Source organism: Planctomycetota bacterium, assembly GCA_039819165.1.
Classification (GTDB): domain Bacteria; phylum Planctomycetota; class Phycisphaerae; order Phycisphaerales; family UBA1924; genus JAHCJI01.
In genome coordinates this window covers 2,043,481-2,059,498 of the sequence record JBCBSM010000001.1, presented here as the reverse complement: position 1 = coordinate 2,059,498, position 16,018 = coordinate 2,043,481, and the positions used below count along the sequence as shown (strand labels likewise).

Sequence of the window (16,018 nt, the reverse complement as noted above, 5' to 3'; positions counted from 1 at the left end):
CTGCGAACTACTCAGAAGCTACGAACGACTTCGGCTGGGTGCCGGATTACGGGCAGCCCATGTCGAAGAGGTTCTGGAACTCGAGGAAGTCGAAGATGGTGAGGAAGCCGTCGCCGTCGAAGTCGGCGGCGAGGTCGCCCATGTCGAAGAGGTTCTGGAAGGCGAGGAAGTCGAAGATGGTCAGCTCGCCGTCCATGTCGATGTCGGGCAGGCAGACCGTGTCACCGTCGAGCAGCCACTCGAGCTGGGCGGTGATGAGATCGGTCATGTCGGTCTCGAAGAAGCTGTCGTAGTCGAAGCCGTTGTGCAGGGTGGTCTCGGTATCGCCGTTGGCGACGACCGTGGCACCCGGGCCGGCGGTGCTGTCGTGCGTCGAGACCACGGTGCCGCCGGCGGCGGGCGTGAGCTCGTCACCGTTGTCGGCCCAGAAGATCGAGCCATCCGGCAGGATCGGACCGGCAACGCTGCCCCACGACGGGTGGCTGATGTTGTTGTGGACCTCGCGGGGGTCGAAGAAGTCGACCGCGCCGCTGATGCCGAAGGTGGCCTGCAGGCCGGGCTCGGCGTCCATGTTCCAGAAGGTCTGGTGGACGCGGGCGCCCGCGGCGACGCGGTCGGCGATGCTGGCCGCGTAGCCGCCGCCGAAGAAGCAGCAGCTGTTGTTGATGATGAAGACGCCGTTGCTGGGATCGGCCGCGGCGGCATCGAGGGCGATGAAGTCGTCGAGGATCTCGAGGTCGACGGTGACGCCGGCGGCGGCGGCGGCGTTCTGGACGATGAAGCGGCCCGAGGTGGCCGACGACGAATCGAACAGGACGACGGCCGAGCCCGGAGGCGGCGGCGGGGGCGCGGCGGTGCGGACCCAGTCGATCTGCGACTCGAGCAGATCGGTGACGCCGGCCAGGCCGAGGCTGTCGTACTCGAAGCCGTTGGCCAGGGTGCGGTTGTCGTTGCCGGCCACGGTGGCGCCGGCGCCGGCGGCGCTATCGAAGGTCGAGACGACCTCGCCGGCGGTGCTGGTGAGCTCGTCGCCGTTGTCGGCCCACTCGTCCACGCCGGTGGTGGTCACCGGGCTGGTGGCGCCGGCCCACGACGGGTGGCCGGCGTTGTCGAAGACGTCACGCGGCAGCGTGAACTCGACGGTGCTGTCGACGTCGAAGGTGGCCTGGAGGGCCGGGCTGGCGTCGAGGTTCCAGTAGCTGAAGTGGGCGCGGTTGCCGTCTTCGATGAAGGTGTCGATGGCCAGCTCGTCGGCGGCCGAGAAGGTGCTGGCCGGGTTGTCGATGATGGCGAAGCTGTACTGGCCGGTGCCCAGGGCGGCGCCGATCGTCGAGAAGTCGAACGTATCGAAGCTGAGGCCCAGGTTGTTGGCGGCGTCGGTGGACGCGCCGAAGGTCGAGTCGGTGCTCAGGGCGATCGTGTTGGGGATGCCGCCGGCGAGGAAGCCGAGCTGCTCGGTGATGAGGTCGGTGATGTCGACCTCGAAGAAGCTGTCGTAGTCGAAGCCGTTGTGGATCGTGGTGCCGTTGAACACCGAGGCGCCGGGGCCGGCGGGGCTGTCGTGGGTGGCGATGACCTCGCCGGTGGTGGTCGACAGCTCATCGCCGTTGTCGGCCCAGAAGATCGAGCCATCCGGGAGGATGGGGCCCGGGATGCCGCCCCACGAGGGGTGGCCGGCGTTGTTGTGGATCTCGCGGGGGTCGAAGAAGTCGACCGTGCCGCTGATGCCGAAGGTGCCCTGCAGGCCGGGCTCGGCGTCCATGTTCCAGAAGGTCTGGTGGACGATGGCGCCGTCGGAGACGCGGGCGTCAATGCTGGCCGCGTAGCCGGCACCGAAGAAGCAGCAGCTGTTGTTGATGATGAAGAAGTTGTTGCCCGCATCGGCCGCGGCGGCGTCGAGGGCAATGAAGTCGTCCAGGATCTCGGTGTCCACCGTGATGCCGGCAGCGGCGGCGGCGTTCTGGGCAACCAGGCGGCCGGAGGTCGCCGACGAGGAATCGAACAGAACGGTCTGTCCGAGAGCGGTGCCCGCCATGGCGAGCAGGGCGGCTGCGCCCAAGGTCTTCTGAGTGTTCATCTCTTACGAGCCCCCAATGATCAGGAACTGTGATGGAAGGCGACCGGAACGTCCCGGAGGCCCAAATACGAACAACCGCGCGCCATCTCCGAGATGGCCGCGGGTCAGCAAGTCGGGTCTGGTGTATGCGGGCGGCGATGGCACACCGAACGCATCCCCCTTCATCTCTCTCTGGCCCGGGCGGATCTCCCCCTCCGCATCGGGCCACCCCGTCCCTGGGGCTTCTGTCGCGCGTCCCCGGGCACCGCCGGGGCGAACATCATCTCTCTCTGCTCGCGAACCGTTCGGGATTGCCCGTCGGGATCGCGGATCTCGGGCGCTGGCGGCGCCCCGGGTAGAGCCCTAGGGCTCCTGCGTACCATCACCCGAAATGGCCGGGAAGTCAACCCCTACATCCATCCGTCGATCGCTTTTTACCCTGATCTTGGTGTTCGTGGTGGTGCTGGGTGTGACCCTGGGGGGTTTCCAGAGCCTGCAGCGAGCCAAGGCGGATATCCGGGCCGGCATCTACCGCGACAAGCTGCTCGCGATGAGCCAGGACCTGGCCGCCCTCCGGGACCAGTACAACGCCGCCGTCGCCCAGACCGCCGTCACCGAGCTGGTCGTGGAGGGCGGCGAGATCTCGGTGCGGGTGCGGGACGGCGTTGGTGTTGATCGCGAGATCCCGACACCGTTCGACCCCTCGCGGGAGATCTACGTGGACTACGCCGTGCTGGACGGGCGGCTGTGGATCCGGCGGGTCTTCGACGACCGCACGCCGCCGCTGGACGGCGTGGTGATCGATCCCGAGCTGGCCGAGGTGGACTGGGACGGCGAGGGGGCGCAGGTCGGCAAGGCGGTGTACCGCTCGCTGGGCGAGGGCGTCTGGCAGATCAGCGTGACGGGGCAGGGGGCGCTGGGGCTGGTGCGGGTCGACGAGGACGAGCGGCCGCCGCTGCAGGAGGCCCCCGAGGTCGCCAGCTTCGAGACCATCGAGGCCGAGGCCCGCGAGGAGCAGGCGCGGATCACCTTCGGGGATCTGTGGCGGCATCTCTTTGGGGGCAATGGGCAGTAGGCAATGGGGAATGGGGAATGGGGCGGATGCGGTGGCCGTCCCTCGTCCGGTGCCTCACGCCATTGCCTGATCTCCATTACCCATTGCCCATTGCCCGCGCACCGGTGCCTTCCCCTACCGTTCCCGCTTGCCCGAGGAGACGCCGATGCCCGATGTCGCCGTTGCGCCCGCGAAGTCCATGGACGAGCTCGTCAGCCTGTGCAAGCGTCGGGGCTTCGTGTACCCGGCCAGCGAGATCTACGGCGGGCTGAACGGCTTCTGGGACTACGGGCCGCTGGGCGCGCAGCTCAAGAAGAACCTGGCCGACCGCTGGTGGCGGGACATGACGCTGGCGCCGCCGGAACGCGACGGCAAGCCCGTGTCGATCGTGGGGCTGGATTCGAGCATCATCCAGAACCCGCGGGTGTGGGAGGCGAGCGGGCATGTGGGCGGGTTTAGTGATCCGATGGTGGACTGCACCGAGAGCAAGTTCCGCTACCGGGCCGACCACCTGATGGTCTACTGCCACTGGGATGTCTACATCGATTCCGGTGATGAAACCCAGGCCGATCGACTGTTTGCGTTCATCGCTGACGATGAAGCCTCTCAAGAGCGAGCATTGAAGAAGCTTCACAAGTACGCGAAGAAGCGTGGCCTACCCGTTACAGAGACTCCAACGGCTGCTCTGTTCACCAATCAGGAGATTCAGCAGGCAATGCACATGGTCGTTGGACCAGACGCTGCTGAGCCCGGCACGCTGACCGAGCCGCGCGAGTTCAACCTGATGTTCCAGACCTACGTCGGCGCGACGGCGAGCGAGGAGGACAAGGCCTATCTCCGCCCCGAGACGGCCCAGGGCATCTTCGTGAACTTCGCGAATGTCGTCGATACCACGCGGGTGCGCATCCCCTTCGGCATCGCGCAGATCGGCAAGGCCTTCCGCAACGAGGTGACGCCGCGGAATTTCGTGTTCCGCAGCCGCGAGTTCGAGCAGATGGAGATGGAGTTCTTCTGCCACACCGACGAGGCCAAGCCGTGGCTGGACTACTGGGTGCAGCAGCGGCTTTCGTGGTGGCGGAGCGTCGGGCTGAGCGACGACAACATGATCATCCGCGAGCACGATCGCGACGAGCTGGCGCACTACGCCAAGGAGGGCGCTGGCACCTACGACATCGAGTATCGCTGGCCGTTCACGCATCCGGGCTTCGGCGAGCTGGAGGGCATCAGCCACCGCGCGAACTACGACCTCGCGCAGCATGCCGAGCACTCCGGCAAGAAGATCGCCTACTTCGACCAGGAGCGCAACGAGCGGTACCTGCCCGACGTGATCGAGCCGGCGGCGGGGCTGACGCGGGGCGTGCTGGCGCTGCTGTGCGAGGCCTTCACGCCCGACGCCGACCGCGCGAGCAAGGTGGTCATGAAGTTCGATCCGGCGCTCGCGCCCATCAAGGCGGCGGTGTACCCGCTGGTCAACAAGGACGGCATGCCCGAGGTGGCCGAGAGGCTGGCCCGCGAGCTGCGCGGCCGCTTCGGCCACCTTGGGCTGATCGAGTACGACCCCAAGCAGAGCATCGGCAAGCGGTACGCCCGGATGGACGAGGCGGGCTGCCCGGTGTGCTTCACCATCGACGGCGACACGCTGGCCGACCAGACCGTGACGTATCGCGACCGCGACACGCTGGCGCAGGACCGGATCGCGATCGACAAGGTCGGGGACTGGCTGGCGGCGAAGATCGGGGCGTAGGGCGGCCCGCGGGTGCTTCGCAGTGGGTGAGGTTGTTTGCTTGCGAACGATGGTCCGCGTGCTTGCGCACGCGGCTCGGGCGGCGTTGCTGCTAGCAGCCCAGGGCGAAGGCGCTCTGGAAGGCCAGGAAGTCGAAGATGGTTAGAACGCCATCGCCGTCGAGGTCGGCGGCCAGATCGCCCGTGGCGAAGAGGCTCTGGAACTCGAGGAAGTCGAAGATGGTGAGCTCGCCGTCGCCGTCGAGGTCGGGCGTGCAGGCGGTGGTGCCCAGGGCGATGGTGAGGGTGGCGGCGGCGCGGAAGCGGTCCTCGCCGAAGACGAGGTCCTCGTTGAGGTGGAAGCCGACGAGCGAGTCGTCGAGCAGGATGCAGGAGAGGAAGGCGCCGCCGCGGGTGGCGATGGTGGCGGGCGTCTCGGTGAGGTCGAGGGCGACGCCGTCGAGCGTGGCGGATTTGACCAGCAGGTTCATGGTGACGCCCGAGCCGTCGCCGGTGGGGCGGCCGAGGCGGAAGGCGTCGCCGATGAGTCCGCCCGAGACGTTGATGGTGCCGTCGTAGGCGCGGAACTCGCTGCCGAGGGCGCCGCCGGTCATGTTGAAGATGGGGTCGACGCCGCCGCCGCCGTTGAGGATGGCGCAGTTGCGGTCCATGGCGCCTCCCGACATGTCGACGACGCCCTTCTCGACGACGAAGTCGCGGCCGATGGTGCCGCCGGTGATGGTCAGGCGGTTGTCGATGGTCTTCATGAAGCCGTTGCGGCCGACCGAGCCGCCCGAGATGGTGGCGGTCGCGCGATCGTCGAGCTGGAGGGCACCCTCGATCGTGCCGTCGATGATGCTGACGGTGGCGTCATCGATCGCGAGGATGAAGGTATCGATGGTGCCGCCGGTCATGGTGAAGCTGGCGTCGTCCTCGATGATGATCGCGGCCTGGCCGCCGGCGACGAGGCCGGCATCGCCGCCCGACATGGTGCAGGTGGTGTTGCCCTGCAGCCAGACGCCGCGGCGGGTCTGGCCGTCGATGATGTTCAGCGTGGTGGTGCCCGTGCCGCCGACGAACTTCACGCGGACGAGCTCGCCGCCGTCGAGGTTGTAGGTGACGTCCTCGACGAAGTGGTCGATGGTCGGGAAGCCGGCGCCGCCGCCGGCCTCGATGTTGACGGTGGCGCCGTTGAAGGTGAAGGCGCCGCCGCCGGCATCGGGGAACATGCTTCCGCCGCTGAGCACGTTGACGGTGGCCCCGGGATTGGCGGCGAACCACGACTCGGCCGGCAGCGAGTCGGGCGGGATGTTGACGACCTGGGCGGCGGCGGCCGAGGCGAGACCGGCGGCGAGGGCGAACGCGATGGCGGGAGAGTGTCGCACGGTGGAGCTCCTTGTCTGGCGTGCCCCCCGACGTAGGGGCCTTCGATAAGGAGCGACGCCGGCAGGGCGTACTCACGCGGCCGGCGCGGATTGCCCGCAGTCGAACGGAACCTGGGCGCTGTGGGGGAGCCGGGGGCCCCGCGGCCACGGATTCTCGGATGTCCGCCCCGCGGCCGCCTACGGGCAGCCGGCGGCGAAGGCGTTCTGGAAGGCGAGGAAGTCGAAGAGCGTGAGGCTGCCGTCGCCGTCGAAGTCGGCGATGGGGTCGCCGGCGTCGAAGAGGTTCTGGAATGCGAGGAAGTCGAAGAGGGTGAGTTCGCCGTCGCCGTCGAGGTCGGCGGGGCATGGGTCCGCGAGGATGGCGCGGAACTCGACGAACTCCACCGAGAGCGCGTCGATGGGCCGCGGGCGGCCGGGCCGCCTCGGCTCGTTGTTGAGGCCGTAGAAGATCGCGCGGATCTCGGTGAAGTCGAATCCGGGCTCGAGGAACCAGTCGTCGTCGGTGAACAGCGTGCGGGTCACCGAGTCGCCGGCGGGCACGACGATGTCGGCGGCGGCGACGCGGCGCTCGACGGTGCCCGACGGGCCGTCGTCCTCGAGCCCGAGGCCGAAGACGAAGGACGCGCTCGCGTTGCGGAGCTCGAACTCGAAGCCGATGATGCCGAGGTCCGTGAAGCTGAGGCCGAGGCTCGCGCCCACGGCGCCGGCGTCGTTGGGATACTGGCCGGCGACGAGCGTGTCGGCGGCGTCGGGATCGTCGTAGAGCACGGCCCCCACGTCGCCGGTCGACGCGAAGTCCTCATCTTGCGTGAGCAGCGGCTGCGTCTCGAAGAAGATGGCCAGCAGCCCCTGGTCGCCCAGCAGCTCGTCGGTGTTGTCGTCGTCGAAGTCGTCGAGCAGGAGCGTGTCCTGGGCGGCGGCCGCGGCGGCGGCGACGAGCACGCAGGCGAGCGTGCGCCAAGGGCTGCGTGTCGTTGGCATGCTCTCTCTCCTGGCAGGCGGCAGATCCGCCGGGGTGTCCGAGGCTCCCTACGTGGGTTGGTGGATCCGTGTTGCGGCTCAGGGGCAGCCGGCGTCGAAGGCGTTCTGGAAGGCGAGGAAATCGAAGAGGGTGAGGTCGCCGTCGCCGTCGAAATCGGCGAGGGGGTCGCCCGTGGCGAAGAGGTTCTGGAAGGCGAGGAAGTCGAAGAGGGTGAGGTCGCCATCGAGATCGAGGTCGGCGATGGAGCAGCCCAGGGGGCGAAGCACCATGGGCAGCACCCGGCCATCGGCGTTGGTGCCATATGCGGCGACCCACCCGTCCGCATTGGCGGCGGTAGCGCTGATCCCGCCCGGCCACGCCTCGGCATCCATGATGCGCTCACGCAGCGAGATAAGTTGCCGATCGACCCAGAGCGCTGCCCAGTAGTTGCCGTCGTCGGCGTGCTGCACGCCTCCGACCAGGACTTCGGTCGTTCCAACGCCGTTCACCGTGCTGGCTAAGAATGGCCCCTGATCCAGAAGGTGCGGGCCATCGACGTCCCAGATCACCGCGCGAAGTGTGGCTCCTTCGACCGCAAAGCCACCGATCAGGCCGCCATCGGTGATCCCGCGAGGCTCTCGCCGGCCGGTGCCGCCGGGGATATCGGGGAGCACCTCGGGCTGGTCCGCGTACACCCCGGGGCCAGTTTGACGCCAGACGAGTCCCGTCTGGGGGATGGCCGTGGTCCAACCGATGATCGTGCCCTCATTGTTGATCTTCCACGGGATGACGCCGGTGCGGGGCAACTGAACGGGGGGGTTGTAGCCCGAAGGACCACGTGTCCACGCGTATCCGATGTCGATTCCTCCGCCCGACGTCCGGCCATTGGCCACAACCGTGCCGGCATCGTTGATGTCATGCCCATTGCTAAGCCTCAGGCCTATGGGCACCGGAAGTCGCACAAAATCGCTCGAACCCGGCGCCAGCACCGCAGCCAGGCCTGGTCGGCCAAAGGCGCCGGCTGCGACCCCGGTAGCGTCTAGTCCTTCGGTCCAGCTGCACACTCCAAACGGCTGAAACCCGCCGCTCGGCGTCCATATCCATGCCACGCCGCAGCCACCCGTCGAGCCGCGTCCAACAACGGCACCAGCGTCATTGATATCAAACGAGATCGAGCCAGTATCCCAGTTGGGATCATCACCCAGCACTTCGATCTCGTACATCGCTCCGATGGGTTGGCATACGGCTGTAGATGCACTACCGCACAAGACTGCAACCATGATCCGCATGCACGTTCTCCTGCTTTCTGGGTAGCGGTTCGGCCGGATTCCTCGCTACGCGTTGATCACCCGTCCCTCGCTCGCCAGGGCCGCCTCGTGCACGCTCTCGTGCATGGTGGGATGGGCGTGGACGGTGACGATGAGTTCCTCGCTGGTGGCCTCGAGGCGGCGGGCGAGGCTTAGTTCGGCGATGAGCTCGGTGGCCTGATCGCCCATGATGTGGGCACCGAGGATCTCGCCGCGGGGCAGGCCTCGGATGATCTTGCAGAAGCCGTCGGTGTGCGTGGTGGCGATGGCCTTGCCCAGCGCGCTGAAGGGGAACTTGCCGACCTGGTAGTCCTCGCCGGCCTTGAGGCCCTTCTCCTTGAGGGCCCGCTCGGAGTAGCCCACGCTGGCGACCTGCGGGTGGCAGTAGGTGCAGCCGGGGATGACCGAGTAGTCCATGGGGATGGGCTCGTGGTCGAGCTTGCCCTCCTTCCAGGCGAAGCGCTCGACGCAGAGGATGGCTTCTTCGCTGGCGACGTGGGCGAGCCAGGGCGGGCCGATGACGTCGCCGATGGCGTAGACGCCGTCGAGGTTGGTCTTGTAGTCGATGCGCTGCTCGCCGATGGCGTTGGGGTCGTAGTCGGTCTTGATGTGGTCCTTGACGGTCTCGAGGCCGAGCGTGTCGTCGAACAGGCCATCGAAGCGGCCCTTGACGCCGACGGCCAGCAGCAGGCGGTCGGCCTCGAGGGTCTCTGCCTTGCTGTCGTCCGCTTTGCCGTTCTTGAAGGGTGCGACGGTGACCTTGACGCCCTTGCCCTTGTGATCGACGGCGGTGGCGGCCATGCCGAGCTTGAAGTTGATGCCCGCCTTCTTGTAGAAGCGGAGCATCGCCTGGCAGACCTCGTCGTCCTCGACGGGCAGGATGCGGTCCATCATCTCGACGACGGTGACCTCGGTGCCGTAGGTGTGGTAGAAGTAGCCGAACTCCATGCCGATGGCGCCCGAGCCGATGACGACGAGCTTCTTGGGAAACTCCTGGTTGTACATCGCTTCGCGGGCGCCCCAGATCTTGTCGCTGTCGGCGAACTTGGCGAAGGGCAGCTCGCGGGCGATCGAGCCGGTGGCGATGATCACCTTGTCGGCGGTGATGGTCTCGCGGGGCTTGTCGGCGGGCGTGGCGGGCGCATCGGTGCGCTCCTCGAGGACCTCGCAGTCGTAGATCTCGATCTTCGCGGGGTCCTTGCCCTTGCGGGGCGCGACGATCTTGGCGCTGGCCTCGATGTGCTCGATCTTGTTCTTCTTGAGCAGGAAGCCCACGCCCTGGTTGAGCTTCTTGGCGACATCGCGGCTGCGGCCGATGACCTTCGACCAGTCGAAGTCGATCTTGCCGTTGATCTTCAGGCCCCAGTCTTCCTTCTCGTGGAGCTTCTCCATGAGCTCGGCGTTGGAGAGCAGCGCCTTGGAGGGGATGCAGCCCCAGTTGAGGCACACGCCGCCGAGCTTGGCGCGCTCGACGCACGCGACCTTGTAGCCGAGCTGGGCGGCGCGGATGGCGCCGACGTAGCCGCCCGGACCCGACCCGATCACCACGACATCGAAGTGCTTGTCCGCCACGCGTTGAGCCTTTCTGTGTTCGCTGTCCGTACGCATGCTGCCGCGTTCCGAACACGGCGAGCGGCAGTGTAGGAAGTGGGTTCGGCGGGGGGTCGCGGTGTTGGGGACGCTCGCGGGGCGACAGCGGGAGCGCCGAGGGCGTGCCGCAGAAAAGTGCGCCGCCGCTGGCGTGCGGCCCGGTCGCAATGCAGGCTTATAGGTGGAGGTGAACGATGAATCGCAGCGCAGGCGGCCGCGAGACGGCCGCGCTCGCCGGGTCGTTCCTTGCCGCCCTCACATCCGCACCCTCCGGCGCCCTTGCTCAGGGCGGTGGTGGGGCCGTGCTGGTGGCAACGGACTCGGCATTTGGATCGCCCCAGGTCTACCGCATCGACCCGCGCACCGGCGAGGTCCTCAGCCAGGAGCCGCTCACCGGCACCGGGGCGCTGGGGCCCACGCCGCTGTCCGGGTTGGTGCGGCTGGCCTCGGGCAAACTCGTGGGCTTCACGCCCAGCACCGACAACTCGGCCTACCGCATCGACGTGGAGACCGGCGCCGCCGTTCGGCTGGGCCCCCTGCGCCTCGGTGCGCGGGAGGGCGGGCTGACGCAGCGAGAGGACGGGACCATCATCGGCGCCAGCACGGGCTCGCCGCCGCGGCTATTCACGATGGACGCCGCGACGGGCCGGGCCCGCGCCGCGGCCACGCTCGATCGGCCGGCGGACATCTCGGGGCTGCTGACGCGCTCGGATGGCGCGATCATCGGGCTCGATCTCCGGCAGGACCCCGGGCCCGCGGAGATCATCGAGATCAACGCCGACACGGGCGCGACCGAGACGCTGGCGGTGATCGCCGCGGATGGTCCGCTTGCGAGCGTCGGAGGGATGACGTTGCTGGGCGGCGTGGGCTACTTCACGGTGGCCGGCGACGGCCTTGGTGCACGCGCCGAGCTGTGGAGCTTCGACCCGTTCACGGGCGACCAGCGGTTCATCGCGACGCTCGACGGCGTGGCGGCGATCACCGGTCTCGCGATCGCGCCGCCTCCGCCGTGCCGGGTGGACCTCGACGGCGACGGTCGCGCGACGTTCTTCGACGTGCTGCGGTACATGGAGCTGTTCGAGCTCCGCGATCCGCTGGCGGACGTGACGGGCGACGGGTCGATCGACCTGTTCGACTTCGTGGCGTTCCTCGACGCGATCGAGGCCGGTTGCTAACTTGATCTTGAGCGCTCCGTAGCGGCTTCCGGCCGCGCCGGAGCGAATCCGGCGGACCTGTGCGGACGCACGTGCTCCAATTGGAGCTGGGGGGCGCTCTAGTCGCGTTCGGGCTCGGCCGCGGGGCCGACGGTGATGGCGTTCTTGCCCTGCCGCTTGCTGTCCATGGCGCGGGCGTCGGCGACGCGGACGAGGTCGTCGGCGTCGAGGCCGTCCCACGGGAAGGTCGCCAGGCCGCCGGAGATCGTCAGCGAGCCGGGCGCGTCGTCGCCGAGCTTGGGGAAGCGCTGGGCGGCGATCTGCGCCTGGAAGCGGTGCGCCAGGTCGAGCACCGAGGTGGGGTGGTGGCTGCTGGGTTCTCGGGGGCCCTCGGGGTCGTCGAAGATGACGGCGAACTCGTCGCCGCCGATGCGGCAGACGGTATCGCTGGGGCGGATGACGCTGGCGATGAGCCGCACGGCCTCGACGAGGATCTCGTCGCCCGCGGCGTGCCCGTGCTCGTCGTTGTAACGCTTGAAGTTGTCGATGTCGAAGAGCAGCACGCTAACGTCGCGGCGTTCGTCGCGGGCGCGGTCGAGGGCGTCGCCGAGGACGCGCTCGAAGGCGCGGCGGTTGAGCGCGCCCGTCAGCGGATCGGTGGTCGCCTCGTGCTGCAGCGCGCGCTGGCGGCGCTCGAGCGAGAGCCACAGCCCAAGCCAGCCGGCGATGTCGGGCAGGCCGTCGGCGGCGGCGGGCGGCGCCGCGAGGACGCCGAAGCGTTCGCCGTCGTCGGGCGCGCGCACCTGCGCGGTCGCGACGCCCGGCCGGGGCGCCTCGAGCAGCTCTAGCTTCGCGCCGCCCAGGCGGCGGGCGGCGATCGCCAGGGCGGCCTCCAGCAGCGGCTGGCCGGCGAGCAGGCGGCCGACCAGCGCGGCGTCGTCCCGCGGGGCCGCGGGCTGCGGGGGCTGCTGCTGCAGCGCCGGCGATTGCTGCGTCGGTGCGGCGTGCGTTGCTGGTCGATGGGGCGGCGCCGGCGGCGTGCGCGTTGGACGGCCGCTGCGGGGGCGGCGGACCATGCGAGCGGCGTGCTCGGGATCGTCGGCGTCCAGCCAGCCGTCGTAGGCATCGGCCAGGGCGCCCTTGTCGGTCAGCGGGCGGCCGACGGCGAACACGCTGACGCCGCGGTCGAGCCGGCGGAGGGCCTCGACGAGGCGCCCGGCGCGGGGCACGAGCGGGTCGACGTCGATGGCCTCGCCGATGACCACGACGCGGCCGCCGGCGTGGGCCTGGGTGCGCGCGATCTCGCCCAGGGCGTCGACGCCGCTGCGGACCGCCACGACCCGCTCGCCGCGGAGGGCGGCCTCCAGCCCGGTCTTGCCGACGAGCACGATGCGGCGGGCGTCGTCGCCGCCCGCGGCGTTGCCGTTGGCGTGGGCGGCGTCGTTCGATCGGTCTGGTGCGGGCGCGTCGGCCACGTCGGGCTATCTCCCGGGCCGGTCGGCGAGCAGGAGCGAGAGCTCCTCGGCGCTGAGCAGGGCCGACGCCGGCCGGTCGTCGTCCTCCCCGTTCTCCCGGGTGTCCCCGAGCGGCGGTTGCTCGGCGGCCGCTGCGTGGCCGTCGGGCGTGCCGGTGGCGGCTCCCGGAGCGTGCCCCTCCGCGGCGTGGGCGGCGCCGTTCTCGGTGTCGGCGCCGTTGCTCGACTCGTGCGGCGGCGGGATGGCGCCGGCGAGATCGCGGAGGTTGCGTCCGGGGGGCTGCCCCTGTGCTTCGGTTCGGACGAAGACGGTCGCCAGTTCGCGCCGGTTGGCGTGATCGAGGGCGGGATCGGCCCGCTCGTCGTACCGCCAGACCGCGGCGTGGGGCCGGTAACGCGCCAGGGCGTCCATCACCAGGCCCGCCACGTCCAGCCGGGTGGGGTCGACGAGCACGAGTGCGGCAAACTGGGCGTCGTCGTGGTGCCCGAGCAGCTCGGCCAGGGCCGCGTAGCCGTCCTGCACGCCGGCCCAGGCCATGCCCCGACGCTCCAGCGAGGCGACCAGCGGCGTGGGCGGCGGCGCCCCCGCGGGCGTCCACAGCACGCATCGGGCGCGGGCGGACGCATCCCTCGGCGGCGCCGGCGATCCGGGCCGCGGTTGGCTTGCGTGTGCGGACGGCATCCGCGAAGTATAACGAACAATCCCGGGGCCGCCGACGCGATTCAGCGGGCGGCGTCGGCGAGGGCCCGGGCGCAGGCGTGCGCGCCATCGGCCCGGGGCATGGCCCGCAGCGCCGCCGCCATGGCCTCCCGCCGGGCGGGGTCCCGCGCCAGATCGGCGAGCACCGGGGCAAGGGCTGCGAGGTTGGCCGCGGGATCGATGTGGTCGGCCTGGAGCAGCGCGCCGCTGGCGTCGATCAGGGGCTGCGCGTTGCGGGCCTGGTGGCGGTCGGCGTGGTGGGGGTAGGGCAGGAAGATGGCGGGTACGGCGTTGGCGCGGGCTTCGGCGACGCCGCCCGCGCCCGCGCGGCTGATCGCCAGGCTCGCCGCGCCCCACGCCGGCCCGATGGGCGCCAGCCGATCGCGGACCAGCGCCGGAACGCTCGCCCGCTCGTACGCGTCGGCGAGCCGATTGGCGGCGTCGGCCGAGCCCGCCAGGTGCACCACCTGCCAGCCCGAGAGCAGTTCGGGCTGCTCGTCGCACAGGCGGACGAGCACATCGTTGATGGTGCGGGCCCCCTGGCTGCCGCCGACGACCAGCAGCGTGGGCGGATCGGGATCGAGGCCGAGCAGTTCGCGGCAGCCTCGGGTGTCGGCGGGCGCGATTGCGGCGGCGCCGACGATCGGGCCGACGGCCTGCCAGCCCGGCGGTGCGTCGGCCTGCGCGACCAGGCGGCGCTCCGCGCGGCGGGCCACGTAGCGGTTGGCGCGGCCGATGGCGGCGTCCAGGCTCACCAGCACCAGCGGCACCCGCTCGACGCGGGCCGCCTGCGCCGCGGGCGGCGAGACGTAGCCGCCGGTGGACAGCGCCACCACCCGCTCGCAGCCGTCCTTCAGCTCGCGGAGCGCGCGGCGGCTCTCGCGGACCGAGACGCCCCACCCGCCGACGAAGCGCGCGAGCCTCAACGGCTGCAGCGCCGGCGGGCGGGCCCGCAGCGGCCGGCGGTCGGCGGGCCGGCCGAAGACCTCGACGCGGTCGAGCGCGTCGCGGTCGGCGTCGCGGTCCCCGGTCAGGAAGACGGCCCGCGCCGCGGGCTCGATGTGTTCGAGCGCGCCGGCAACGGCGAGCGCGGGATGGATGTGGCCGCCGCTGCCCCCACCCAGGAAGGCGACGCCCAGCCGCACGCGTCCGGTCACGCGACGACCTCGGCGGGATGGGTCCGGCGTCGGGATCGCGGTCGGCGTGGTGGCCGGGGCTCGACGATGGCGCGCGGCGTCGGGGCGTGCGAGGCTCTTCGTGGGGCTTCTTCGCCCGCGGCCGCGCGCGCCTGGCGGCGGTCCATCGCGACCAGCAGCCCGAGGGATGCGCCCGTGAGCACCCAGCCCGTGCCGCCCGCGCTGACCAGCGGCAGGGCGATGCCCTTGGTCGGTCCGAGCCCCGCGACGACGCTGAGGTTCATGAGCGCCTGCATCGCGACGGTGCCGGCGATGCCCAGGGCGACGAGCCGCGCGACGGGGCCCTGCTCGCCCCGCACGACGCCGACGCAGGCCCAGATCAGCAGGCCGAAGAGCCCCAGCACCATGGCGGCACCGACGATGCCGAGTTCCTCGCAGATGATGGCGAAAAGGAAGTCGGTAGTGTCCTCGGGCAGGTAGCCCAGCTTGTGCAGGCCGTTGCCCAGGCCGCGGCCCGTGCCCTCGCCGCCGGCGATGGCCGCCAGCGACTGGATCATGTGGTAGCCGCCGTCGCGGGGGCTGGCCCACGGATCGAGGAAGCTGGTGATCCGCTCCATGCGGTAGGGGCTGGTGCGGACCGCCTGCCACGCGCCGGCGACCGCGAGCGTCGCGAGTGCGCCCAGGTGCCACCAGCGCATGCCGCCGGCAAAGAGCACCAGGCCGCAGGCGGCGGCGATGAGCACCGCGGTGCCCAGATCCTCGAGCACGATGAGCCCGCAGGCCGTCCCGATGGCGACGCCCGCCGGCAGCAGCCCGCGGCCCAGGTCCCGAAGCCGCGTCCCGCAGGCGGCGGCGTACGCGGCGATGGCGGCGGGCAGCACCCACTTGGTCAGCTCGCTGGGCTGGAACGAGGCCGTTCCCAGCACCGGCGCGGGCACCTCGATCCAGCGGGCCGCGCCCTTGGCCTCCCGCTGCAGCCCGGGCACGTACACGAGCGCCAGCACCGCCAGCAGCGCGAGCGTCACGCCCGCGAGCACGAGCGCGGGCCGCCGGACGTCGGCCAGCTGGTCCAGCCGCCGGAGCAGCCCCGCGGGCGTCGACGCCGCGATCGCCGTCGCCAGGAGCGCGAGCGCCGCGTAGATCGCCGGCCGGGAGGTCGCAACATCCAGCAGCGCGTCGGCCAGCGCGGGGTCATCGGGCGCGGGCGTCTCGGGGACCACGAGGTCGGCCGCGCCCACGCTGAAGTCCAGCGGCTCGGGCCTGGGGATGGGGTCGACGTTCATGCCCGCCGACTGCACCATGACCAGGCCCACGCCCAGCAGCGAGAGCACGCACAGCAGGATGGTCCAGCCCGGGCGCACCGCAGCGTGCTATCGGAAGGCGGGCGGCCCGGCGTGCAGAAGCGATGCGCCCTATAGCAAGCCGAATGATCTCGTAGCACCTCGGGGTGCATCCGGGCAGGCCCAACCCCGCAGGATT

At 70.4% G+C, this 16,018-nt stretch carries 12 protein-coding genes; 3 read left to right on the top strand and 9 right to left on the bottom strand.

Annotation, left to right across the window (positions count from 1 at the left end):
• Positions 1–46: 46 nt before the first annotated feature.
• Positions 47–2,059, bottom strand: coding sequence for a GC-type dockerin domain-anchored protein (locus AAFX79_09020; GenBank protein ID MEO1008696.1), 2,013 nt, complete (start codon positions 2,057–2,059; stop codon positions 47–49).
• A gap of 445 nt (positions 2,060–2,504) precedes the next feature.
• On the opposite strand from AAFX79_09020, the gene AAFX79_09015 reads away from it, so the two are divergent.
• A complete protein-coding gene (locus tag AAFX79_09015) occupies positions 2,505–3,131 on the top strand; it encodes a hypothetical protein (GenBank protein ID MEO1008695.1) in 627 nt (208 codons plus the stop codon).
• 145 nt (positions 3,132–3,276) lie between these two features.
• Complete coding sequence (locus AAFX79_09010; GenBank protein ID MEO1008694.1) at positions 3,277–4,854, top strand: glycine--tRNA ligase; 1,578 nt, start codon at positions 3,277–3,279, stop codon at positions 4,852–4,854.
• Between the two features lie 91 nt (positions 4,855–4,945).
• Here the strand turns inward: AAFX79_09010 and AAFX79_09005 are convergent, their stop codons facing one another.
• The 4 genes from AAFX79_09005 to lpdA all read right to left on the bottom strand — a co-directional run bounded on the left by AAFX79_09005 (position 4,946) and on the right by lpdA (position 10,057).
• On the bottom strand, positions 4,946–6,217 hold the full coding sequence (locus tag AAFX79_09005; GenBank protein ID MEO1008693.1) for a GC-type dockerin domain-anchored protein: 1,272 nt from the start codon (positions 6,215–6,217) through the stop codon (positions 4,946–4,948).
• A 177-nt stretch (positions 6,218–6,394) separates the two neighbouring features.
• A complete protein-coding gene (locus tag AAFX79_09000; GenBank protein ID MEO1008692.1) occupies positions 6,395–7,198 on the bottom strand; it encodes a GC-type dockerin domain-anchored protein in 804 nt (267 codons plus the stop codon).
• Between the two features lie 78 nt (positions 7,199–7,276).
• Entirely contained in the window at positions 7,277–8,401 is a 1,125-nt protein-coding gene (locus AAFX79_08995) for a GC-type dockerin domain-anchored protein (protein ID MEO1008691.1), read from the bottom strand.
• A gap of 111 nt (positions 8,402–8,512) precedes the next feature.
• Entirely contained in the window at positions 8,513–10,057 is a 1,545-nt protein-coding gene (lpdA, locus tag AAFX79_08990) for a dihydrolipoyl dehydrogenase (protein ID MEO1008690.1), read from the bottom strand.
• Positions 10,058–10,269: 212 nt separating this feature from the next.
• Between lpdA and AAFX79_08985 the strand changes: the two genes are divergently transcribed.
• Positions 10,270–11,250 (top strand): GC-type dockerin domain-anchored protein, encoded by a 981-nt coding sequence (locus AAFX79_08985; GenBank protein ID MEO1008689.1) that lies wholly within the window; start codon positions 10,270–10,272, stop codon positions 11,248–11,250.
• Positions 11,251–11,348: 98 nt separating this feature from the next.
• Here the strand turns inward: AAFX79_08985 and AAFX79_08980 are convergent, their stop codons facing one another.
• Genes AAFX79_08980 through AAFX79_08965 form a run of 4 tightly spaced genes read right to left on the bottom strand, consistent with a single transcriptional unit; the run spans position 11,349 to position 15,900 of the window.
• Positions 11,349–12,704, bottom strand: a complete 1,356-nt coding sequence (locus AAFX79_08980; GenBank protein MEO1008688.1) for a GGDEF domain-containing protein — start codon at positions 12,702–12,704, stop codon at positions 11,349–11,351.
• Positions 12,705–12,710: 6 nt separating this feature from the next.
• Positions 12,711–13,385 (bottom strand): hypothetical protein, encoded by a 675-nt coding sequence (locus AAFX79_08975; protein ID MEO1008687.1) that lies wholly within the window; start codon positions 13,383–13,385, stop codon positions 12,711–12,713.
• Positions 13,386–13,426: 41 nt separating this feature from the next.
• A complete protein-coding gene (locus AAFX79_08970) occupies positions 13,427–14,560 on the bottom strand; it encodes a UDP-N-acetylglucosamine--N-acetylmuramyl-(pentapeptide) pyrophosphoryl-undecaprenol N-acetylglucosamine transferase (GenBank protein ID MEO1008686.1) in 1,134 nt (377 codons plus the stop codon).
• Positions 14,557–15,900, bottom strand: coding sequence for an FtsW/RodA/SpoVE family cell cycle protein (locus AAFX79_08965; protein MEO1008685.1), 1,344 nt, complete (start codon positions 15,898–15,900; stop codon positions 14,557–14,559). The genes AAFX79_08970 and AAFX79_08965 overlap by 4 nt, the downstream gene beginning before the upstream one ends.
• Positions 15,901–16,018: the final 118 nt, after the last annotated feature.

Bases quoted from the DNA above. Each gene is read 5' to 3' on its own strand.
- AAFX79_08985 (MEO1008689.1), top strand. From the start codon at position 10,270: ATGAATCGCAGCGCAGGCGGCCGCGAGACGGCCGCGCTCGCCGGGTCG.
- AAFX79_08995 (MEO1008691.1), bottom strand. From the start codon at position 8,401: ATGTACGAGATCGAAGTGCTGGGTGATGATCCCAACTGGGATACTGGC.
- AAFX79_09000 (MEO1008692.1), bottom strand. From the start codon at position 7,198: ATGCCAACGACACGCAGCCCTTGGCGCACGCTCGCCTGCGTGCTCGTC.
- AAFX79_08975 (MEO1008687.1), bottom strand. From the start codon at position 13,385: ATGCCGTCCGCACACGCAAGCCAACCGCGGCCCGGATCGCCGGCGCCG.
- AAFX79_09010 (MEO1008694.1), top strand. From the start codon at position 3,277: ATGCCCGATGTCGCCGTTGCGCCCGCGAAGTCCATGGACGAGCTCGTC.